The following is a 21,703-nucleotide window of genomic DNA, read 5'->3' as shown; positions in this document are numbered from 1 at the left end:
AGGCGCAATGCCGGTTGCCGCGGGCTCCTCCTTTTTCTTGTGAAAGAGGTGGGTACAGTGAAAGAAATATCGGCGGGAGGCGTCGTGTACCGGAAAGTGGACGGCCGCATAGAGGTGCAGCTGATCCAAGACCGTTACGGCAAAGTGTCGCTTCCGAAAGGAAAGATGGAGCCGGGCGAAACGGTGGAACAAACCGCGCTTCGCGAAATTGCCGAGGAAACCGGCATTACGGGAATCATCCGCGCGCCGCTGACGGTCATCCGGTACAGGTACAGTCACCCGGAGAAGGGCGCGGTCGACAAGGAAGTTCATTATTATTTGGTGGAAGCGACCGGGGGAAGCCTGCAGGCGCAAGTCGAGGAAATTCGCGGGGTCGCGTGGTTTTCGCCGGAAGAAGCTTGGAAAAAACAAAAGGTATCGGGGTACGATAATAACGACGGTGTCCTGCGCAAAGCGTTGCAGCAGTTGGGCATCAGAACGGAGGGTAAGGCGTGAGTTTTGAAGTGAAGCATATCGAGAAATATATCGATCATACATACTTGAAGCCGGACGCCGGAACGAAAGAAATCGAAAAATTGTGCCGCGAAGCCCGGGAGTGCGGGTTTTTCAGCGTCTGCGTGAACGGTTTTTGGGTGCCTTATTGCGTCGAGCAACTGCGGGGCGCGGAGAGTAAAGTGGCGGCCGTCGTCGGCTTTCCGCTAGGCGCGATGTCATCCAAAGCGAAGGCGCTCGAGGCGGAGCTGGCCGCGAAGCAGGGTGCCGCCGAGATCGATATGGTGCTTCCCGTCGGGTTGCTGCTTGAAGGCCGCTACGATGAAGTGCGCTCCGACATTCGGGACGTTGTGGAAGCGGTGCTCGGGCAGGCGATCGTGAAGGTGATATTGGAGACGGGGTATTTGAACGCGGATCAAAAGCGTACAGGCTGCAAGCTGTCCGAGGAAGCGGGCGCGCATTTCGTGAAAACCTCGACAGGATTCGGGCCGGGCGGCGCGACGGTGGAAGATATCGAGCTCATGCGTTCAAGCGTGTCGCAGAGCGTCGGAGTCAAAGCGTCGGGCGGCGTTCGGGATCACGATACGGCGGTACGTATGATCGTTGCGGGAGCAAACCGTCTCGGCACGAGCTCCGGCGTCGCGATCGTTACCGGAGGCGGCGCCGCACAGGCGGGTTCTTATTAAGCTTTATGTAGCAAAAAGGCAGAGCTATTACCGAGCATAATATATTGAACAACGTTTGGGCGCGGGCGATTTGATCGTATGGAGAAGCGGCGCCGATCGAGGACAATTTCACCAATTCGGGAATCAATGGGAAGAACAGCAGACTTCCCCCCAAGTTGAGCAATATATTGGAATAAGCAACGTATTGCCCGGCCCGGCTGCCGCCGATACACGCCAGGAATGCGGTCGAGCACGTTCCGATATTGGCTCCGAGCACGATCGCGATGCCAAGCTCCACGGATATCGCTTGGACCGCGGCCAAACCCATTGTGATGGCGATCGTCGCGGCGCTCGATTGAATGACGGCGGTGACCAACGCTCCGGCCACGATACCCCATACGAGGCTGCGCTGCGACTGTTCGATGAACCAAACGAACAATCCTCCTTCCTGCAAATCGGGCACGATGGTATCCATCCATTCCATGCCGAGCATGACGCACGCAAACCCGCTGAGCGTCAGCGAAAGGCAGCGGATCGAGGGGGAAATAACCGCAATGCGGTGCAGTATGCGGTTGAGAAACGGCGGATTTGGGTGGCCGGTTCGCAATTCCGCTTTAGCGTGCGCGGCGCGGAACACCGGCGTCATCAATATCACAATGATCCAATTGGCCCCGGACCAGATGAGCAAGGGAAGCGCATATTCGGTTAGATCCAGCCCCAGCATGTCGGCCGTGATGCTCGCTCCGATGTTCGCGCCGAGGACGAGCCCGAGCGTCTGGCGGAATGAAAGAACGCCCGCGTTCACGAGCCCGATCGTTATAACGGTCACGGCGCTGCTCGATTGCAGGATGACGGTGGCGGCGGTTCCCGTCAGCAGCCCGCGCAGCGGGGTGTTCGTAAATTGTCCTATAATGCGGGAGAGAAACGGTCCCGCCCATTCGTGCAGGCCGATCTCCATCGCTTTCATTCCGAACAGGAAGACGGCTATTCCGATTCCAAGCGGAAACAGTATGTCTTGGAGCACGACAGGCATGGCCCTTCCTCCCGAGAGGTAAAAATGATACATATATATTTATGAAATTGTACGGACGGGCATGACAAGCATAGGCAACGCAGATGAAGGAAAAAGAGGTGGCGAACCGTGGCTGCTGCATTAGTGCTGAACAAATCGCGCAAGAAGCGTCTAGAAGCGGGGCACCCGTGGATATATCAAAGCGAAGTCGAACGGATCGAAGGAGAATACGAGCCGGGGGACGTCCTTCCCGTTACGGACGCCCGGGGGCGGTTTCTGGCTTCGGCGTATGTGAATCCCGGCTCTCAGATGATCGGCCGCATCGTATCGTACGAGCCGCTCGAGAGAATGGATCGCGAATTTTTCGCGGAGCGGTTTCGCCGGTGCCATGATTACCGGCGGCGGTTTCTGGAGGAGCCGTCGTATTGCCGTCTCGTTTATGGAGAAGCCGACTTCTTGCCGGGACTGACCGTCGACCGGTTCGGCGGCGTTCTCGTGCTGCAGATCGTCACTCTCGGCATGGACCGGGTGCGCGATGAGATCGTCGCCGCTCTTGTGGAAGTGTTCGAGCCGGACGGCATATTCGAGCGGAGCGATGTAGGTATCCGCGAAGCGGAAGGGCTCGAGCAGAGAACAGGCGTGCTGTATGGGGATTATCCGCGGACAGTCGTCATTCGGGAGAACGGTCTGGAGATGGAGGTGGATATCGTCGAAGGACAGAAAACCGGTTACTTCTTCGATCAACGTGAAAACCGCGCCAGTATCGCTCCGCTCATCACCGGTTGGGGTGCGCGGAGCGGCGTGGAGCTTCGGGAGCTGGCTGTCGACGGCGGAGAGCTGCGGCTGGTTCCCGTCAACGCCAAGGGCAAAGAAGTGACGTTCCCGTATTGGGACGGCGCGATGGTTCTCGAGTGCTTCGCGCATACGGGAAGCTTTACGCTGCATGCGTGCAAGTACGGCGCGAAGAAGGTCACTTGCCTCGATATCTCCGAACACGCGATTGAGACTGCCCGCCGGAACGTAGAGCGCAACGGTTTTGCCGATCGTGTGGAATTTATCGTTGCGAACGCGTTTGATTACTTGCGGGAACAGGCGAGAGGCTTGGAAGAGCGCGCCGCACGCGCGCTTGCGGGCGAAAGCGGCGGCGCTAAGGTGGACACGTCCAAGCCGCTTGGCGGAGCCGGACGCACGTGGGACGTCGTCATCCTCGATCCGCCGGCGTTCGCAAAGACGAAAGGCGCCGTGGAAAATGCGTGCCGCGGTTATAAAGATATCAATCTCCACGGATTGAAGCTTGTGAACGAGGGAGGATTTCTCGTTACCGCCAGCTGTTCCTATCACGTCCGTCCGGATTTGTTCCTCGAGACGATCCACGCGGCCGCGACGGATGCGGGCAAGCTGCTTCGGCTCGTCGAATTCCGCGGCGCGGGCAAGGACCATCCGCAGCTGCTCGGCGTCAACGAAGGCCATTACTTGAAGTTTGCGATATTCGAGGTCCGCAGCCGGTAAACCGGTAAACAAAGGTATCAACGGTAGGGCAGTTGTCGTTTCACTTGGACATACCCGCGAATAGACTGTCTTAGTGCTAGAGTAAAAGACGGGTATGGATGAAAGGGAGGAATGACGGTGTCAAAAATAAAAGCGGCAATTGCGGGGGTAGGAAATTGTGCCTCCGCGCTGCTGCAAGGGATATATTATTATAAAAACCGCCCCGACGGCGATCGGGCCGGATTGATGCATCCTTCGATCGGCGGCTATGTGCCCGGTGACATTGAGATAGTTACGGCATTCGACATCGACCGGCGGAAAGTGGGCAAACCGCTCCACGAAGCTATTTTTGCTTCGCCCAATTGCGCCGAAGTTTTCATAGATCTAATGGAAGCATCGTCTGTGATCGTGAAAAAAGGGCCTCTTCTCGACGGGATGTCCGATCATATGAACGCTTACCCGGAGGATAGACGCTTCCTCCTGACTGAAGAACCGGAATGCGACGTGGTTGCCGAGCTGACAAACAGCGGAGCGGAAATATTGATTAACTTCTTGCCGGTGGGGAGCGCGCAAGCAACGGAGTTTTACGCGGATTGCGCCTTGAAAGCCGGCGTTGCATTTATCAACTGCATTCCCGTATTTATCGGTTCGGATCCGGTGTGGGCCGCCAAATTTGAGCAGGCGGGACTGCCGGTGATCGGCGACGATATCAAATCCCAGGTGGGAGCTACGATCGTCCACAGGGTGTTGACGCGTCTGTGCGAAGAACGGGGCGCGCGGATCAAACACACGTATCAGTTGAATGTCGGCGGAAATACCGATTTCTTGAACATGTTAAACCGCGAACGGCTGGCGATGAAGAAAGTGTCAAAGACGGAGGCCGTGCAATCTCAACTCGAAACCCCTCTAAAAGACGAAAATATTCATATCGGTCCGAGCGACTTTATTCCGTGGTTGAACGACAACAAAGTTTGCTATATTCGCATGGAAGGAACGGAATTCGGCGGAGTCGCATTCGATCTGGAGCTCAAGCTGTCGGTTCAGGATTCTCCGAACTGCGCCGGAGTCGTCATCGATATTATACGCTGCTGCAAGCTGGCGCTCGATCGAGGCTTGTCAGGCCCGCTGCCTTCGGTTGCCGCTTATACGATGAAACATCCTATCGTTCAATATAGAGATGACGAAGCCAGGGAGCGTATGGAACTGTTTATCGCGGGGAAGATAGAGAAATGATTTATACGAGAACCTCTCTTGCAACTTGCAAGAGGGGTTTTACGTTTTTTTGCTAGGATAGGTCAACTGCCGTTTCGATTTACTAAAAAGCTTTATACGATAAAAATAAATTGTCGATAGCTGGATGTGAATCAAGGCGGATTGAGAGGCCAGTAATTATCTTTCCTTCTTTTGCTTTAAAGCCATTAGGAAGGGGCGCAGACATGAAAGAAAGTATTAACAACTACGAAAGATCTGTCTTTTCACAAAACGGTGAGGACGGAATATTAGAAATAATATTTTCACGAATCGGAACAAAGCATAATTTTTTTGTAGAGTTTGGCGTCGGTGATGGAATTCAGTGCAATGCACGCTATCTGGTCTCGCAAAAGGATTGGGGAGGTTTGATGATTGAGGGGAATCCTATTATGTATCAAAGAATGCAGCAAAATATGACACTGTTCCCAAAAGTTAAAACATTAAAAGAATTTATTGCGAAAGATAATATCAGCGGTATCTTCAAGAAAATGGGGATACCTGTGGAGTTCGACCTGCTCTCCATTGATATCGACGGAAACGATTACTGGGTATGGCAAGCGTTACATCAATATAAACCGAGAGTGACGGTGATAGAATATAACGCTTATCATAAACCCCCGGAAAGATGGGTCATGCAATACAACGAATCGCATGTTTGGGATGGTACGACCTATTATGGCGCAAGCCTTTCTTCTTTGGCGGCGTTGGGAAAGAAGATGGGTTATGCGCTTATTGGAACAGAGTCTATGGGTGTAAATGCGTTTTTTGTTCGACAAGACTTATTAAGCGTGTCCGGATTTCAGGAACTGACACCGGAACAAGCTTACCATCCGGCCAGATACGGCAAACACTTCAACAATGGCCAATTTGGCCACCCGTTCAGGGAGGGAAAACATTTAAAAATTTAGACAAACGTTTATAACCTTATCTATAAAGGAGAATAAGATGATTTTAACGATTGAAAGAAAAGAAGAGGGTGTTTCTATGCAACAAGAACGGCAAAATAGATCCCCCTAACTATGAAACAAATCAGCTGCACCATTCCATGAACTTCTCTTCCAACTCCTTGACTAATCCATCATAGGAAAATTGAGAAAGAGCACGTTCCCTTGCTTTCAAGCTCATAGCTTCCAACTCTGATGGAGCGCTTAACAACTGCACGACCTTATCAGCGAATGTTTGATAGAAATTTGTGTCATAATCCGGCAACGTGTAAATCAACTTACCGGTGACGCCGTCCAGAACGGTGGAAGTAAGAGCACCTTGGCAGGTTGCAACGGTAGGAGTTCCGGCCGCTTGACATTCCATGGAAGCGAGACAAAACATTTCGTACGGTCCGTCGCAAGGATATATATGAAGCACGCTGGTTTTCTGCTCCTCGATTAGCTGCCGCCGCGGAATTTTCCCTAAATAATTAATGCCGTCCAACCCTTTGAATAAATCTTTGTAGCTTCCAATTCCCGGTTCAAATCCCCATAAGCTGTAGTCCATGGTAATCACAAGCGATGCGTCGGGCACCTGATTTTTGATTAAAGAGTAGATGCGCGGTACATGTTGGAGTCCGCGTTCCGGAGCCGAGCAAAATAATAATTTGTGTTTCTTCTTGGGGGTTATCTCTCTGTAGTCGTCTGCATGTACCCCCAGACGCGCTTCATATATTTTGCCGTTATCGATATGAAAAATATTGCGCAACATTTTCGTATGAAACGGACTTATTGTAATGATCTTATGGATATGCGGCAAGTCCTTTTCAACCGTATTGTCGCCAGGGTCGATGCACCAATGAATTTTGCATAGAGCTTTCACATTCTCGGCAGGCAATGCGCAACGGAAGCTGATAAACACATCCCACTGTTCTTCTCTATTGAAAGAGCGGTAGTTTCGGTACTTAATTCCGTGGTATACACCTTCTCTCGAAGTGCTATTAAAGACTGTAACTTGATGGCGTATTGCAAGTTCCCGCGTAATCCTGATGAGTGCCAGTTGGGATCCCCCAACTCCCTTTGTTTCAAGATCACTGTCGTTCCAATCGAACGAGGAGTCGTAATAAAAAGCAATGTCCATAGATCCCACTTCCTCAGTAGGTTTGTAACTATTGTATGTTGAGGGGCTAGTACGTGTTAAATTGTTTATTTTGTGAATGCTTTTTGAGGATGCGAAGTCGAATTGAGTTTTGAGATCAGGAGCTTTATCAAACCGTTGATTCAACTAGAAGGAGTGTGGAAAGCTGCCATGGCAAAAGCTTTGATCACCGGCATTACCGGATTTGCCGGAAGTCATCTCGCGGAATGGATTTTGAACAATAAAAAAGATGTTGAGGTATACGGCACATACCGCTTGCGTAGCCGAATGGACCATATATTGCACATTCTGAATGACATTAAAACCGTCGAATGTGAATTAAAGGATTCCCATTCTGTCGATGAAATGATAAACGCGGTGAAACCGGATATTATTTTTCATCTGGCGGCACAAAGCTTTGTGCCGACCTCATGGAATTCTCCGGCGGAGACATTGTTAGTGAATCAAATCGGGCAGGTCAACCTGTTTGAAGCAGTTCTTAAATACGGACTTGATTGTACAATACAAATTGCATGTTCCAGTGAGGAATACGGTCATGTGTATCCGAACGAAGTGCCGATTACAGAGGATAATCCGCTACGTCCTCTTAGTCCATATGCTGTGAGTAAGGTAGGACAGGATTTTCTCGGGTATCAATATTTCAAAAGTTATGGTCTTAAGGTAATTCGGACACGCACCTTTAACCACACCGGTCCGCGAAGAGGAGAAGCGTTTGTCACGTCCAATTTTGCCAAGCAGATTGCTGAAATAGAAAAAGGGCGAAAAGCGCCTATACTTTATGTTGGCAATTTGCAAGCAAAAAGGGATTTCACCGATGTGCGTGATGTGGTCAGAGCCTACTGGCTGGCAGTGGAAAGAGGGATTCCAGGAGAAGTGTATAATATCGCTTCCGGAACGACCTATTCCATTCAAGAAATGTTGGAAAAACTTCTCCGCCTTAGTCCAGCGAAAATCAAAATCCAACAGGATCAAAGCAGAATGAGACCTTCGGATGTCGAGATTTTATTGGGCGACTTTGACAAGTTTCACCGGCAAACCGGCTGGAAACCGGAGATCCCGTTTGAACAAACACTTCAAGATTTGCTAGATTACTGGCGTAATAGAGTGTAATGAGAAAGGGAATGTCCCTGACAGAGCCGCCTGGATTAGGAATGGATGCCAAAGCCATTCCTTTTCTGTTTTACTTAGAAGTATTATCCAAAGAATTGAAATCGGAATGGGAGGCGGGTGCTGCCTGTCTGTTGCGACCGCTTAGCTAATCCTCATTGGAATTTCTGTTATTGAGTAAATTCCAATATTAACCTATAACCTTGATAACCTTCCGTGAATAGAAATAAATATATCATTCTTTTAAGTAATAGAGTGTGAATGGAAGAATGATTAGCTGTTAGGATGAGAGGTGAGTTGATTTGAACCAGGACATTTCTTGGCACGAAACAAAAATAAAAATAGAAGACCGCCAAGCCTTAAATGGACACAAGAGCTGCGTTTTTTGGTTCACGGGATTATCGGGCTCCGGAAAATCCACGCTGGCGGTTGAATTGGAGAAAGAATTATATCATCGCCAAATTAGATGCTACGTGGTGGATGGCGATAATATTCGGCACGGATTAAATAAAAACCTTGGATTCAGCAGGGAAGAACGAATGGAAAATATACGGAGGATCGGGGAGTTATCCAAACTGTTCGTGGATGCGGGATTGATAACATTGACCGCGATCATATCGCCTTTCCGGGAGGAGCGTGAAAAAGTACGCTCTTTGTTTGAAGCAGGAGAATTTATTGAAGTCTATATCAAGTGTCCTCTGAATGAATGCGAGAGAAGGGATCCGAAGGGATTGTACCATAAAGCCAGAACAGGACAGCTTGCTAATTTTACCGGAATATCCTCCCCGTACGAAGCTCCCGATCACCCCGAAATCACCATCGAGACCGACAAACAATCCATCAGCGAATCCGTTGGGATACTGCTTAAATATTTGGAAGACAACAACTATATAGGAAAATAATATGCATTATGTTAGTAGGAGATGACCGATGGATATATGGTTAATCATAATCGGCTGTTTCGTCGGGTTTGTTGTCGGGGTTACCGGCATGGGCGGAGGGTTGTTAATGACGCCGTTATTGATACTTGGCTTTGGTATTGCTCCCCAAGTAGCTGTAGGCACAGACCTGATTTTTGCATCGGTCACCAAAATGTTTGGTGCATGGCAGCATTTTCGGCAAAAAACGGTTGATTTAAAGCTTTTGACACGTGTACTCATGGGCAGCATTCCCGGAACAATCGCGGGTATTTTGTTTTTAGAATGGATGCAATATAGAAATGAGAGTTTGCCGGACGAGTTTATCCGTCAAACATTAGCGATCGTGTTTTTGCTCGCTTCTGCGGTTATGATTTTGCAAATGATCATAAAGAATAATCGTAGAGACTCTGTTGAAGGTTTGAATATGAAGCTAGTAACCGTAATGATTCTTGGATTTGCTGTCGGATTTTTGGTCGCTGTCACCTCTGTCGGCAGCGGCAGTTTGTTTATAGCAATATTGATGTTGTTGTACCCTTTCTCAGCATCAAAATTAGTGGGTACAGATATAGTTCATGGCGTCTTGATCACGGGTTTGGCCGGAATATCACACTTCTATTTAGGAAAGATAGATCTGATCTTGGCAGTCAATCTATTAACCGGATCTATCCCTGGGGTTTTAATAGGAAGCAAATTTGGGGCAAAAGCACCGGATTACGTCATCCGTTTCGGTTTGATTCTGATGCTGATCATTGTCTCTGTGAAGCTGCTGAACATACTGTAAATATAGGTGATTCAATCATCTACTCTATTATCGTTAATGCATATATTAATCAAAAGAGTTTGTCTGGCGGGGTCAAGTAGGTTAATAGGGGTTAATAGGGGTGGAGAATTTGAAAGGCGTAATACTCGCAGGGGGCACCGGTTCCCGCCTGTTTCCGTTAACAAAGGTAACCAATAAACATTTGCTTCCCGTCGGCAAATATCCGATGATTTATCACGCGATCTATAAACTCAACAAGGCTGGAATTCATAATATTCTAATCGTTACAGGCAGAGAACATATGGGAGAAGTAGTCAATTTGTTGGGCGGCGGGAATAATTTCGGCTGCTCCTTTACCTACAAGGTGCAGGATGAACCGGGAGGAATTGCCCAAGCCTTGGGTTTGGCGGAGGATTTCGTCAACGGCGGCCTTATGACGGTGATTTTGGCGGACAACATTTTTTCGGACGATATCCGTTCCTTCGTCAGGAAATATAGGGAGCAAGGTGCTGGCGCCAAGATTTTGCTTAAAAAAGTGGCGGACCCGTCGAGATTCGGCGTGCCGCAAATATGCGGCGACAAGATTGCGTTGATTGAGGAAAAACCGCAGACTTCAAAAAGCGATTTCGCGGTAACCGGTATTTATATGTATGACTGCAGCGTATTTGAAATCATTAAAGCTTTAAAGCCTTCCGCTCGCGGCGAGTTGGAGATTACGGATGTCAACAACGAGTATATTCGGCGCAACCAACTGACTTTTGACGTACTGGACGGATGGTGGACCGATGCGGGAACTTACGCTTCCCTCTTTCAGGCAAATGAATTGGCCAAGGACATTAACTACGGAGACTTTGCCGAGATAAAGAGGGCAGGAAAGGGGGAGTCGGCTTGATCGAAGGAGTGAAAGTAAAAAAACTGCTGATGCATCCCGATGACCGCGGTTATTTTATGGAAGTACTGAGAGACGATGACTTTCTCCTTGAAAGATTCGGTCAACTGTCGGTCTCCCTTAGTTACCCTGGTGTGATTAAAGCATTTCATTATCATAAACATCAGGACGACATTTGGTTTTTCCCATCAGGAAACGCACAAGTGGTCCTCTATGACATGAGAACGGATTCCCCGACGTATAAGCGGACCGAAGTTTACTACATGGGAGAACACAACTTCATCTCCCTTTTCATTCCGCGCGGAGTTGCCCATGGTTATCGGATTCTTGGAAACGAACCGGCGGTCATTGCTTATGTAACGAATCGTTCTTATAATCCCGACGATCCGGACGAATACCGGATTCCTTATAATGACCAGGAGATCGGATTCAACTGGAACACTGTTTTCAAATAAGATTCCGAGAAGAAGAGGAGGGAAACTGTTGAAACTATTAATCACCGGCGGCGCAGGATTCATTGGAAGCAATTTTATACGCTATATGTTGCGGAAGTACCCAGACTATCACGTGATAAACCTCGATCTCTTAACTTATGCCGGAAATCTTGAAAACCTTAAAGATCTGGAAAACCATCCGAATTATCGAATGGTGAAAGGAGATATTTGCGATCGCCGGTTAGTAGAGTCCGAGTTTCCGGTCGATGTGATTGTGAATTTTGCGGCCGAGTCCCATGTGGACCGGAGCATTATGGACCCTTGTGTCTTTATTCACAGTAATGTGCTGGGGACGCAAGTTTTGCTCGAGGCCGCCCGAAAATACAAGGTCAGCAAGTTTGTACAGATCTCTACTGACGAGGTCTACGGCAGCGCCGGAGATAACGGTTATTTTACTGAAGACACTCCGCTTTCTCCGAATAGTCCGTATTCAGCCAGTAAAGCGGGTTCCGATCTGTTGGTACGCGCTTATTATGAAACATACAGGCTGCCGGCCGTCATCACCCGATGCTCCAATAACTACGGGCCTTACCAGTTTTCGGAAAAGCTCATTCCTTTGGCCATTACCAATGCGATCTGCGACAACGAAATACCGGTTTATGGAGACGGAAGAAACATCCGGGACTGGCTGCATGTAGCCGATCATTGCACCGCAATCGACCTTGTCATTCATAAAGGTAAGCCGGGTCAGATTTACAATATAGGCGGCAACAACGAGTGGAGGAATCTGGATATTGCCAAGATGATATTGTCAATATTAAATAAATCGGAAAATTTGATCCGGTTTGTCGACGACCGTCCCGGTCATGACCGCCGGTATGCGATCTGCTCCCGAAAGATTCAGACTGAATTAGGTTGGAAGCCGCAATATGATTTCGAGTCGGGACTAGAAGAGACAGTAAATTGGTACATCGATAACCGCGAATGGTGGAAACGGATCCAAAACGGTTCATCCTGATCGGAGGCGGTAATGTGTGAGAGTTTTGATTACAGGTGCGTATGGGCAATTGGGACATGATTTGGTCTTTGTCCTTTCCAATCATTACACAGTATTTGCATTGGGACGAAAACAAATGGATATTACAAATGCAAGTAGACCTGCATATTCCGTACTTGATCATATGGCAATCCGTTTAAATGGATTTCCGGATTTTCGTGATTGGAAAGAAGCGTTAATTAACTTCATAGGTGAAGTAAGGGGTACTTGTATATGACTAAAAATAAACGGACGGTGATGCTGATTGGTCATCATACACACCCAGAGATCGTAACGGGGGCAGAAAAAGCTTTGTTATTGTTTGGTTCAGCCTGTCTCGATCTGAAGCTCACGGTAATTTGGATAAGTCCCGGCCCCGGCTTGTCTTATAACAGGGCTGCACAAATGGGAATGGATGCCCATATTATCCCGTTCCCGTTATTATGGAGTCTTATTTATGAACCCAATCGGTTGAATGAGGAAATTGATTTACTGAAGGAAAGTGCGGAAGGAAGTTTGCTTGATCAAGCAATAGCCGGATATTCTCCGGATTTGATCGTAACGAATAGCGCAATTAACGGATTGCCCATATTTATTAGACAAATAAGAAATATTCCCGTTTGGTGGTATATTCATGAAACCATACCACAGTATCAAGGGATCGAGTCTTTGCTCACACTGATTCATTCCCACGCCGATCTGATTCTTGTACCGTCCGCAAGTGTCGCCCGCTCTATCTCCCCGGTAAATTTTGAATTGGCCCCAATTGAGCTTCTTCCCTATGGTGTGGATATCCCTGCCCAAAAACTTGTTGCTAAGGAAAGAAAATCAATTCGTATTAATTATGGTTGGTCCGATAAACATATCGTAATCGGTTGGTTTGGCTCTATCTACTACGGCAAAGGCTTAATCGAGTTAATTAAAGCTTGTTCATTTCTTCAAGCAGGCGATAACCCGATTGTTATATTGGCGGCCGGGAATGCAGGGGATTATAGATATTTCCAAATGTGTATGAATGAAGCGAAACAATTGAAATCAGCTGAGTTCCGATATCTCGGGGTACTCTCAAATATTTCGGAAGTGCTTCCTGCAGTAGATTTGGTTGCAGTTACGAGTCTCATTGAAGAAGCGTTGCCTAATGTGGCGCTGGAGGCGATGGCATTTGGAAAATGCATAGTCGCCTATAATTCCGGCGGTTTACAAGAAATCGTTATCGACAGGGAAACAGGTGTGTTAGTAAACAAAGAGGATACTAAATCGCTTGCCAAGATGATCGATCAGCTGGCAAACGATCCAGTGAAACTCAAAAATATGGGGAAGAAGGCTCGAGCGCGAGTGGTACAACAATATCGTTACGATTTATTCAAGAAAAAGATAGAAAAAATGATCAACAAATGAAGATAGAATTTGCCCATACCGTAAGAGACATTTCCACATAGAATAACTTAATCATGCCAAATTAAAACTAGTTTGAGGGTGGGAGTATGAAAGATACAACGTTGGTATATTTGCATGTTCCTAAAACAGCGGGAACAGGTATGCGCATCATTTTAATGAATCAATATCAGGAGAGTATGAAACAAGTTTATACCCTCGAACAGTATGAAAAGTGGCACAGTGCGTCCCAACATCAGAGTTTCAGATGTATTTATATACATCTACCTCTATACAAGCCTTTTTATGGTCGATGTGAATATGCTTCGATCCTAAGAGATCCGGTCGATGCGGTTATATCTTTTTTTTACTATTTACTCTTAGTCCCAAATAATCATCTGAAGATTCATTCTATGTCATTGAGGGAGTTTCTTCTTTCCCACCCGGACACTTTATGTCGTCTAGTGAATTACCAGACTAGGTATATCGCCAATCATTCCAAATCGCATATGGCAATCAAAAATATCGAAAAATATTTTCCAATAATAGGTACATTGGAAAAGCTGCATGAAACAATTTACCTTCTGAGCAAGAGGTATGGATGGAGAAATGTAAGTGTGCTGCCCTATGCAAATAAGAATCTCAAACGCCCCGCAAAAGAAGCTGTACCTGAAGAACTCATTGAACGTCTTGAAATGATCACAGATGAAGATCGGATTCTGTATAAATACGTGCAGCAAAGACTCGATAAAACGTTGGCTTCGTTAACACGCGCTGAACTTAGAAAAATCGATATATTCAAAGAAACCGGCTATCTCGAAGGGTAAGCAGGAAGGGGTTAATCATATGACGTTACGTATTATGGAATTACTCAAGTCTTCATATCATAGACCGATACCGTATTTTGTTTGGGATATTTATAATCTGTTGTTGGATCGGCGTCCTGATTCAGGAGGTTACTTAAACTTCTCAAGATTGATGCATGATGGTAAGTTATCGAAGCAAGCGTTCATTTGTGAGGTTTTGAAAAGCGACGAGTTTAGACAAAAATATCTTGTTAAGAGCACCAATAACATGAAACAAGGCTCTTGCTCTGCAATGATCTTTGCCTTACTTCAACTTTCGGGGGAGCATTATTGCCGGGAGTTATATCGTCAAATTTTATTGAGGGAACCATCCGCTGAAGAAGTGGCAAATCATCTGAACTTCTTAAAAAGCGGTACTACGCGTTTAGCAATGCTGACTATTTTTGTAGGTTCAGAGGAAGCAAGGCGGCTCTTGGATCAAGCTCGTTTTTCTTATGATGAAAGACTATAGGGTTAGCAAACTATCACATTGAATACTTTTCGTGCATAGAATTAATAAAGATATTCAAGATGGAGAATTGGAGGGGACAACCAAATGAATCCAGACCTAAGAATTGTAGTAACAGGTGGAGCGGGATTTTTAGGATCCTTTGTTGTAGCCAAGCTAAAAGAGCGGGGATATAAACAAGTATTTGTTCCAAGAAGTTTTGATTACGATTTGCGAACACTACCAGGGATTGTCGGAATGCTAAATAATACCAGGCCGGATATCGTTATCCATCTGGCGGCTGTAGTTGCAGGAATAGGTGGTAACATGGACAATCCAGGTGTGTATTTTTATGACAATTTGATTATGGGTACTCAATTGATTGAACAATCGCGGCTGTTTAAGGTGAAAAAATTTGTTTCCATCGGTACTATTTGCTCTTATCCAAAGTTCACCCCTGTGCCGTTTAAAGAGCAAGATCTCTGGACGGGGTATCCTGAAGAAACCAATGCCCCATATGGTCTTGCCAAAAAAATGATGATTGTACAATCGATTGCCTATCGAAAGCAATATGGTTTTAATTCAATTAATTTACTCCCCGTAAATTTGTATGGTCCACGAGATAACTTTGATCCCAAAACATCACATGTTATACCGGCTATTATAAAGAAATGTATGCTAGCAATAGATAAAAAGCAAAATACTATTGAAGTTTGGGGTTCAGGAGAGGCAACTCGGGAATTTTTATATGTTGAAGATGCGGCCGAAGGGATAGTATTGGCTACTGAACTTTATGATAAAAGCGAACCCGTGAACTTGGGGACAGGGAAGGAAATATCTATTAAAGATTTGGTACACAAGATTGCGGAGATGACAGGTTTCACCGGTCAAATAATTTGGAACCGAAGCAAACCGGATGGTCAACCAAGACGTTGTGTCGATACAACAAAAGCATATGAAGAATTTGATTTTAATGCGAAAACCAACCTCGACGAAGGATTAAAAAAAACTATTGATTGGTATAAAGCACAGTTTAATTAACAGTTAGGAACCCAGTGCGATACTCTAAATCGGGTGGGGGTTAAAAGATGCGAGTTGCAGTCGATGTAGTTCCGATCAGATCGGATGGCGTGGTTGGGGGAGCCCATCACTTCGTCATGGAACTTCTTAAGGGGCTTTTTAACAAAAATCGTAAGGATCGATTTTATCTATTAACAGCAAGTGGGAATCATGAGTATTTTGCACAATTTGAGAGTCACAGCATAAAGAGAATTTGTGTCGATTCGGTTCCAATAAGAATAAATCGATCCAAATCGATGTTATCGAAATATAATATCGATGTCTTGTTTTGTCCGATGAGTGCCATAACTTACGCTGAACCCGGAATTCCCTCCGTAAGTATCATATATGATATTCAGCACGAATATTATCCTCAGTTTTTTACGTTGTCGGAACTTAGTCATCGTAAACGGTTTTACCAAGAACTGTGTGAAAAAGCGGATGCGGTTATTTGTATATCCAAATTCACAAAAGATTCAATACTTGAGAAGTTTCAAATTTCCCGTGAAAGAATCAATGTTGTTCACATTGGTATTCAAGAAAGATTCAATATTGATTCTCTTGAACATGCTATGTCGATACTTAAGCGACATTCACTTGCTAACAAGGTGTATGGATTTTATCCTGCTAATTTCTGGCCGCATAAAAATCATCGTATGTTGTTAGTTGCCTTTTCAATGTTGCTTGACAAGTTTCCTGACCTGAAATTACATTTGGTATTTACTGGTAGTTTATGGAATGAAAAGTCAGTTATTAATGATGCTATACGTCAAATGAAGCTGCAAGATAGAGTCCATTATCTAGGATATTTATCGGACGCGGAGCTGTCGGTCGTTTTGTCAGGGGCATCATTTGTTATTTTTCCAAGTTTGTTTGAAGGATTTGGAATACCGATTGCTGAGGCCATGACTTTTGGCAAACCGGTATTATGCAGTAATACGACAAGTCTTCCGGAAGTAGCCGGAGAAGCTGCTTTATATTTTGATCCACGGAAACCAGACTCAATCATGCAATCAATTGAAAAGATACTAAATGATAGAGATTTGCAAATAGTAATGGTAGGAAAAGGGTTTAAACAAGTTCAGATTTTTAATCGAGATAAAATGATAGACTCGTATTACGAAGTGTTAGAAAAGGTTGCCAAACGACGCAACTGAATATGTGATACCCGGGAAATACGGAACAGGATACTGGAAAGTTAATATATCACATTTTAATGGTTAGGAGTTCAATAATGGATAACTATAAAATAACTGTTATAACCCCCTCCTATAATCAGGAAAGATTTATCAGAAGAACGATAAACAGTGTGCTTAAACAAGGAGTTGAAAATCTCGAATATTTGGTATTCGACGGGGGGAGTTCCGACGGTACTATTAATATATTAAAAAGTTTCGATGGAGCTATATCATACGAATCGCAAAAAGATGGAGGCCAGGCCAATGCGGTTAACAAGGGTCTGAAACGGTCGAGAGGCGAAATTATTGGTTGGTTAAACTCGGATGATGTGTATTATCCCAATGCGATTCGCTCGGTATTGGAAGTGTTCGATAAATATCCGGAAATTGAAGTGATTTATGGTGAAGCGGATCATATAGATGAACATGACAGGTTCCTAGAAGCATATTATACCGAGGATTGGAATTATGAGAGATTAAAAGAAGTTTGCTTCATTTGTCAGCCTGCTGTTTTTTTTCGGAAATCAGTGATAGAAAAATACGGATTACTGGATGAAACATTAAATTATTGTATGGACTATGAATTTTGGTTGCGGATTGGAAAGTACAATCCATTCTTTTTTTTAAAACAAAAATTAGCCGGATCTCGCCTGCATAGTGAAACAAAAACACTTAAAGATCGCCGATTAGCGCATGAAGAAATTGTTCAGATGCAAAAGAGGAAATTAGGGAAAGTTTACCCGACATGGATTTATGCTCTGGCTCACGTGATTACGGAGGAGTCAGGGTTTACACGAGAAACTCCGAAAAAAAACCGTGCTTTCGTGATACATCTAGTAAAACAATCCGTGAAACTGTTTTTCAAACACGAGAAGAGTATTCCGTTAAAAGAACTTCTGAAAATGATAAGATGGGTAGTTGAATCCTGGAAGTCATTAAGGAGGTCTAAGCGTTGCGAATAGGATTTGATATAAGCCAGACTGCAGAGAAGAAGGCAGGATGTGGTTTTTTCGCCGATCAGATTATCACTAATCTTATTGAGATCGATAAAGAAAATCAATACTTGTTGTACCCTGTGTTTTACGGATATAGGCATCCAAATTTTAAGCAATCATTTCAAAGTAAACAAAAAAATGTTCAGATGTTATTTCATGACCTTTCCTGGGAACAGGCCAACGAGTTATGGAACAACAACAACATACAAAGGGATCATCTTCTGGGTTTTCCCGATATTGTACACTCAAACAATTATAGTTGCCCAAATGATGTAAAAGCGAAGAAAATTGTAACCATCTATGACACGACGTACCTTGACTATCCGGATTTTACCACGGAAGAGAATCGTTTGACTTGTTTTGACGGAGCATTTGAATCGAGTATTTATGCAGACCATATTATCACAATTTCTAATTTTTCGAAAAACTCCATCTTGAAGTATTTCCCTTATTATCCTGAAGAAAGGGTTTCGGTTGTTTATTTGGGGAGTCGGCCAAGTTTATCTATCTCTTTGAATCAACATAAAATCAGAAAAATTAAAAACAAGCTGGGGATTTCTAATGAATTTTGGTTAGGTGTAGGTACTATTGAACCGAGAAAAAACTATCGTTTACTATTAGAAGCATTTGCAAAATTGGTTCATAATGCAGGAGAAACCAGAGACCTTTATATTGCTGGCGATAGAGGCTGGCTGGAGAATGACATTGATCGAATGGTAAATATTTTAGGGTTAGAGAAAAGAGTACGTTTTTTAGGATATGTAACCGACGAGGAGTTGGCGGTTCTTTATTCATCCTGCTATGCATTCATTTATCCTTCTCATTTTGAGGGTTTTGGACTTCCAGTGCTAGAAGCGATAAGTTGTGGGGCGCCTGTAGTTACCAGTCGAACATCCAGTTTACCTGAGATTGCAGGAGAAGGAGCGTTATTTATAAACCCTCGTGAGGTCGACAGCTTAGTTGAGGCGATGACAAGGCTATTATCTCATCCTGGGCTTAGAGAAACGTTAAAAACAGCAGCTTTAAAACAATCTCGGAAATTTTCCTGGAAAAACACTACAGAACAAATTCTTGATATATATCATCAAGTTATGGAAAATAAACCATGGTTTTCAAATGATTACACTGCACGGCCACTGGAACATTCCAATGTTACGGCCAAAGGGAATCAGAAGAACCGTAAGAATTCTTCTTAAGTGATGTCTTTCGAGCCATCGCGCCAATCATCGGGCGGCTACGCTTAGACAAATACCGTTCCTTCTCGTCATAGAGGACATACTGATGGTATAAGACATTGAGATGATAGAAAAATCCGAGGGGTATTTCACATACAGTTTACGGCAAGCGAAGGTTAGCAACCCGAACTCGGATGTTATCTTGATAGGAAAAACCATCAGTTTAATAGAGAGCGAAGGTGAATCCTGATGCACATGCCTATTATTTTCATTCATCGGGGCGATGACGATTATTTGACATACAGTTTACGACAAGCGAAGCAAAGTAATCCGTACTCAGACATTATCTTGATAGGTAAAGCCGTTAATAAAAAGTACTGCTCGGGAACGGCTACCCATGTGATGCTGGATGATTACATGGAAAGTGCCAAGGAATTTTCTAAAGTCTACCAGCATGCTAGTTCCAACTCATATGAATACAACCTGTTTTGTTTTCAAAGGTGGTTTGTGTTACGAGATTATATGAGAAAACAGGGGATACAAAAATGTTGTTATATTGATTCAGATGTAATGCTGTATACCGATGTGAACAAACCGGAATTCAGTCAGTTTACATTTGAATTTTCATGGACAACTATTGTGGGCCTTTGCACACTCGACAATTTTTGTGCGCTAATTACAAACTATTTCGAAAACAATGCGCTATTCAAGCAGCTAGTACAATACACACATCAGATAGGTCAGGTTTACGGAGGGCGACCTCATGTATCGGATATGGTTTTGTGTGCGTTATTTCGCGACCAAACTTCAATCAGTGTTACGAATGGAGGAGTTTTTAACAATTCCTTTTTCGACGGAAACATTAATCAGCCGTTAAGGATCCCGCCCGATTACGTCGAAATCGAAAAATTGGATGGCAAGAAAAAAGTGTTTTTTGATAACGGTGGCTTTTACTGTAAATTTAAGTGCAACTTTATAAAGGTCAATTCCCTACATTTTCAAGGACAAGGAATAAAGAAGTACATGAAGTATTTCTTTATTCCTACTATTGGTTTCGGAAGAGAAAGGTTGTATTTTGATTACTCTAAATCCATGTGGCTCCCTGTCTTATAATTAACTCTGGCATTTTATTCAGGATGATCGAGAGAGTAGACCATTTTCGTTGATTGATAGATCATCTGCTTCTGATAGTTCATATAATGATTCATGCCAATAGAAATCGGACAGAAATTTCATCCGATGGCATTCCGGGCGCCCGGACGGACGGCAGAGGCGATGTTAAGTACTCAAAATACTATGTGGCGGGGGAGTGAAGATGAATTGAATACAAGTCAAGCGAAACCGTCTAATGGAGCATCTGGAACATGATTATGAAATCGTTCTGGGAAAATAAAAAAATATTCATTACAGGACATACCGGTTTTAAAGGTTCTTGGCTCTGTCTGTTTCTTGTTTCTTTGGGAGCGGATGTTACAGGCTATTCCTTGCCGTCTCCTACGAAACCCAGTCTCTATGAACTATGCCAGATTGATTCCATTGTGCACTCCGTCTTAGGAGATGTCCGATCAAAAGAGAAACTGCAACAGGCTTTGATAGACGCCCAACCAGATATCGTGATACACATGGCTGCACAGCCGCTGGTAAGGGTCTCTTATCAGATGCCGGTAGAATCTTATGAAATCAATGTAATGGGCACAGTTCATCTTCTGGAAGCGGTTCGTAATGCGGTATCGAATGGAATACCAATCAAGGCCGTCATAAACGTAACTTCCGATAAATGTTACGAAAATAAAGAATGGGTATGGGGCTATCGCGAGCAGGACGAATTGGGTGGATACGATCCCTATTCCAGCAGCAAGGCGTGCTCGGAATTGGTGATGGCGGCCTATCGCAATTCCTACTTTCACACGAATGAATTCTACAAACATGGAGTGGGACTCGCAACTGCCCGAGCAGGAAACGTAATCGGTGGAGGAGATTGGGCGGCTGATCGTCTGGTTCCCGATTTCATCCGGGCATTGCTCCGGGGTGAGAAATTAATAATTCGCAATCCGGGCTCGATCCGACCTTGGCAGCACGTCCTTGAACCGTTGGGAGGGTACCTTTTGCTCGCTCAAAAACTTTATGAGGACGGGAGACGATTTTCGCAGAGCTGGAACTTTGGTCCAAACGATGATGATGCGAAGTCGGTCGAGTGGATTGTTCGAAGGCTGTGCGAGAAATGGGGTGAAAATGCGGCATACGAGATCGCATCGGAGCAGAGTAGGCATGAGGCTCATTATTTGAAGTTAGATTGTTCAAAAGCAAAAAGTGAGCTCGGCTGGCGGCCAACATGGGATATCGATCAAACATTGGATCGAATTATTGAATGGATCCAGGTATTTCGAAAAAGAGAGGATGTTCGGGCGTTCTGTTTAGCTCAAATCGAACAATACTACCTTGCAGGAGTAAATTGCTCAATGAACGAGAATAGTGAGAGGAGGTGGAATTGAG

At 45.0% G+C, this 21,703-nt stretch carries 23 protein-coding genes; 21 read left to right on the top strand and 2 right to left on the bottom strand.

All coding sequences use genetic code 11. From position 1 onward, the window contains the following. The first annotated feature begins 48 nt into the window (after positions 1-48). A complete protein-coding gene (locus JET16_RS25070; protein WP_199621770.1) occupies positions 49-495 on the top strand; it encodes an NUDIX hydrolase in 447 nt (148 codons plus the stop codon). After that, complete coding sequence (deoC, locus tag JET16_RS25065) at positions 492-1,178, top strand: deoxyribose-phosphate aldolase (protein WP_199621736.1); 687 nt, start codon at positions 492-494, stop codon at positions 1,176-1,178. Before JET16_RS25070 ends, deoC begins: the two co-directional genes overlap by 4 nt. Here the strand turns inward: deoC and JET16_RS25060 are convergent. After that, entirely contained in the window at positions 1,141-2,190 is a 1,050-nt protein-coding gene (locus JET16_RS25060) for a Na/Pi cotransporter family protein (RefSeq protein ID WP_233532226.1), read from the bottom strand. The genes deoC and JET16_RS25060 overlap by 38 nt on opposite strands. Positions 2,191-2,298: 108 nt before the next feature. On the opposite strand from JET16_RS25060, the gene JET16_RS25055 reads away from it, so the two are divergent. The 3 genes from JET16_RS25055 to JET16_RS25045 all read left to right on the top strand — a co-directional run bounded on the left by JET16_RS25055 (position 2,299) and on the right by JET16_RS25045 (position 5,816). Beyond that, positions 2,299-3,678 (top strand): class I SAM-dependent rRNA methyltransferase, encoded by a 1,380-nt coding sequence (locus tag JET16_RS25055; RefSeq protein ID WP_199621734.1) that lies wholly within the window; start codon positions 2,299-2,301, stop codon positions 3,676-3,678. A 111-nt stretch (positions 3,679-3,789) separates the two neighbouring features. Continuing rightward, entirely contained in the window at positions 3,790-4,890 is a 1,101-nt protein-coding gene (locus JET16_RS25050) for an inositol-3-phosphate synthase (RefSeq protein WP_233532225.1), read from the top strand. Positions 4,891-5,093: 203 nt separating this feature from the next. Continuing rightward, entirely contained in the window at positions 5,094-5,816 is a 723-nt protein-coding gene (locus JET16_RS25045) for a hypothetical protein (RefSeq protein WP_233532224.1), read from the top strand. Between the two features lie 121 nt (positions 5,817-5,937). On the opposite strand, the gene JET16_RS25040 is transcribed toward JET16_RS25045, so the two are convergent. Beyond that, complete coding sequence (locus JET16_RS25040; RefSeq protein WP_199621730.1) at positions 5,938-6,972, bottom strand: glycosyltransferase family 4 protein; 1,035 nt, start codon at positions 6,970-6,972, stop codon at positions 5,938-5,940. Between the two features lie 168 nt (positions 6,973-7,140). Here JET16_RS25040 and JET16_RS25035 point away from each other — a divergent pair, with 168 nt between their 5' ends. From JET16_RS25035 to rfbG, 16 genes are all read left to right on the top strand, one after another. Further along, the gene (locus JET16_RS25035) at positions 7,141-8,100 is read left to right on the top strand and encodes a GDP-mannose 4,6-dehydratase (protein WP_199621764.1); all 960 of its coding nucleotides are present in this window, start codon (positions 7,141-7,143) and stop codon (positions 8,098-8,100) included. Positions 8,101-8,399: 299 nt separating this feature from the next. Further along, complete coding sequence (cysC, locus tag JET16_RS25030; RefSeq protein WP_199621728.1) at positions 8,400-8,999, top strand: adenylyl-sulfate kinase; 600 nt, start codon at positions 8,400-8,402, stop codon at positions 8,997-8,999. Positions 9,000-9,027: 28 nt separating this feature from the next. Then, a complete protein-coding gene (locus JET16_RS25025; protein WP_199621725.1) occupies positions 9,028-9,798 on the top strand; it encodes a sulfite exporter TauE/SafE family protein in 771 nt (256 codons plus the stop codon). A 109-nt stretch (positions 9,799-9,907) separates the two neighbouring features. Next, positions 9,908-10,669, top strand: coding sequence for a sugar phosphate nucleotidyltransferase (locus tag JET16_RS25020; RefSeq protein WP_199621761.1), 762 nt, complete (start codon positions 9,908-9,910; stop codon positions 10,667-10,669). Continuing rightward, complete coding sequence (locus tag JET16_RS25015; RefSeq protein WP_199621723.1) at positions 10,666-11,121, top strand: dTDP-4-dehydrorhamnose 3,5-epimerase family protein; 456 nt, start codon at positions 10,666-10,668, stop codon at positions 11,119-11,121. Before JET16_RS25020 ends, JET16_RS25015 begins: the two co-directional genes overlap by 4 nt. Before the next feature lie 28 nt (positions 11,122-11,149). Beyond that, positions 11,150-12,118 carry a dTDP-glucose 4,6-dehydratase gene (rfbB, locus tag JET16_RS25010; protein WP_199621721.1) on the top strand — a complete coding sequence of 323 codons (969 nt, stop codon included), beginning with the start codon at positions 11,150-11,152 and terminating at the stop codon, positions 12,116-12,118. Between the two features lie 16 nt (positions 12,119-12,134). Then, positions 12,135-12,374: a sugar nucleotide-binding protein gene (locus JET16_RS30980; RefSeq protein WP_199621719.1), complete on the top strand. Its 240-nt coding sequence runs from the start codon at positions 12,135-12,137 to the stop codon at positions 12,372-12,374. Continuing rightward, entirely contained in the window at positions 12,371-13,534 is a 1,164-nt protein-coding gene (locus tag JET16_RS25000) for a glycosyltransferase family 4 protein (protein WP_199621717.1), read from the top strand. Before JET16_RS30980 ends, JET16_RS25000 begins: the two co-directional genes overlap by 4 nt. 86 nt (positions 13,535-13,620) lie before the next feature. Next, complete coding sequence (locus JET16_RS24995) at positions 13,621-14,337, top strand: sulfotransferase family protein (RefSeq protein ID WP_199621715.1); 717 nt, start codon at positions 13,621-13,623, stop codon at positions 14,335-14,337. 19 nt (positions 14,338-14,356) lie between these two features. Then, on the top strand, positions 14,357-14,827 hold the full coding sequence (locus tag JET16_RS24990; RefSeq protein ID WP_199621713.1) for a DUF4214 domain-containing protein: 471 nt from the start codon (positions 14,357-14,359) through the stop codon (positions 14,825-14,827). A gap of 84 nt (positions 14,828-14,911) precedes the next feature. Beyond that, the gene (locus tag JET16_RS24985; protein WP_199621710.1) at positions 14,912-15,844 is read left to right on the top strand and encodes a GDP-L-fucose synthase family protein; all 933 of its coding nucleotides are present in this window, start codon (positions 14,912-14,914) and stop codon (positions 15,842-15,844) included. Between the two features lie 47 nt (positions 15,845-15,891). Then, positions 15,892-17,019: a glycosyltransferase family 4 protein gene (locus tag JET16_RS24980; protein ID WP_199621707.1), complete on the top strand. Its 1,128-nt coding sequence runs from the start codon at positions 15,892-15,894 to the stop codon at positions 17,017-17,019. Between the two features lie 77 nt (positions 17,020-17,096). Then, complete coding sequence (locus tag JET16_RS24975) at positions 17,097-18,002, top strand: glycosyltransferase family 2 protein (RefSeq protein WP_199621704.1); 906 nt, start codon at positions 17,097-17,099, stop codon at positions 18,000-18,002. Continuing rightward, positions 17,993-19,231 carry a glycosyltransferase family 4 protein gene (locus JET16_RS24970; RefSeq protein WP_199621702.1) on the top strand — a complete coding sequence of 413 codons (1,239 nt, stop codon included), beginning with the start codon at positions 17,993-17,995 and terminating at the stop codon, positions 19,229-19,231. Before JET16_RS24975 ends, JET16_RS24970 begins: the two co-directional genes overlap by 10 nt. Before the next feature lie 228 nt (positions 19,232-19,459). Beyond that, positions 19,460-20,323, top strand: a complete 864-nt coding sequence (locus JET16_RS24965; protein WP_199621700.1) for a hypothetical protein — start codon at positions 19,460-19,462, stop codon at positions 20,321-20,323. A gap of 251 nt (positions 20,324-20,574) precedes the next feature. Continuing rightward, complete coding sequence (rfbG, locus tag JET16_RS24960) at positions 20,575-21,702, top strand: CDP-glucose 4,6-dehydratase (RefSeq protein WP_199621698.1); 1,128 nt, start codon at positions 20,575-20,577, stop codon at positions 21,700-21,702. Position 21,703 lies beyond the last annotated feature (1 nt).

The sequence above is a fragment of the Paenibacillus alkalitolerans genome, assembly GCF_016482785.1.
Taxonomy (GTDB): domain Bacteria; phylum Bacillota; class Bacilli; order Paenibacillales; family YIM-B00363; genus Paenibacillus_AE; species Paenibacillus_AE alkalitolerans.
The sequence above is the reverse complement of the archived record's forward strand: the minus strand, read 5'-3'. Positions and strand labels throughout refer to the sequence as shown.

Excerpts from the sequence above, each read along its gene's own strand:
- JET16_RS25050 (WP_233532225.1), top strand. The coding sequence starts at position 3,790 with ATGACGGTGTCAAAAATAAAAGCGGCAATTGCGGGGGTAGGAAATTGT.
- JET16_RS24990 (WP_199621713.1), top strand. The coding sequence starts at position 14,357 with ATGACGTTACGTATTATGGAATTACTCAAGTCTTCATATCATAGACCG.
- JET16_RS25060 (WP_233532226.1), bottom strand. The coding sequence starts at position 2,190 with ATGCCTGTCGTGCTCCAAGACATACTGTTTCCGCTTGGAATCGGAATA.
- JET16_RS25035 (WP_199621764.1), top strand. The coding sequence starts at position 7,141 with ATGGCAAAAGCTTTGATCACCGGCATTACCGGATTTGCCGGAAGTCAT.
- JET16_RS24965 (WP_199621700.1), top strand. The coding sequence starts at position 19,460 with ATGCACATGCCTATTATTTTCATTCATCGGGGCGATGACGATTATTTG.
- rfbG (WP_199621698.1), top strand. The coding sequence starts at position 20,575 with ATGATTATGAAATCGTTCTGGGAAAATAAAAAAATATTCATTACAGGA.
- JET16_RS25000 (WP_199621717.1), top strand. The coding sequence starts at position 12,371 with ATGACTAAAAATAAACGGACGGTGATGCTGATTGGTCATCATACACAC.
- JET16_RS24985 (WP_199621710.1), top strand. The coding sequence starts at position 14,912 with ATGAATCCAGACCTAAGAATTGTAGTAACAGGTGGAGCGGGATTTTTA.
- JET16_RS24995 (WP_199621715.1), top strand. The coding sequence starts at position 13,621 with ATGAAAGATACAACGTTGGTATATTTGCATGTTCCTAAAACAGCGGGA.
- JET16_RS24980 (WP_199621707.1), top strand. The coding sequence starts at position 15,892 with ATGCGAGTTGCAGTCGATGTAGTTCCGATCAGATCGGATGGCGTGGTT.
- JET16_RS25040 (WP_199621730.1), bottom strand. The coding sequence starts at position 6,972 with ATGGACATTGCTTTTTATTACGACTCCTCGTTCGATTGGAACGACAGT.
- JET16_RS24975 (WP_199621704.1), top strand. The coding sequence starts at position 17,097 with ATGGATAACTATAAAATAACTGTTATAACCCCCTCCTATAATCAGGAA.
- JET16_RS25045 (WP_233532224.1), top strand. The coding sequence starts at position 5,094 with ATGAAAGAAAGTATTAACAACTACGAAAGATCTGTCTTTTCACAAAAC.
- JET16_RS25025 (WP_199621725.1), top strand. The coding sequence starts at position 9,028 with ATGGATATATGGTTAATCATAATCGGCTGTTTCGTCGGGTTTGTTGTC.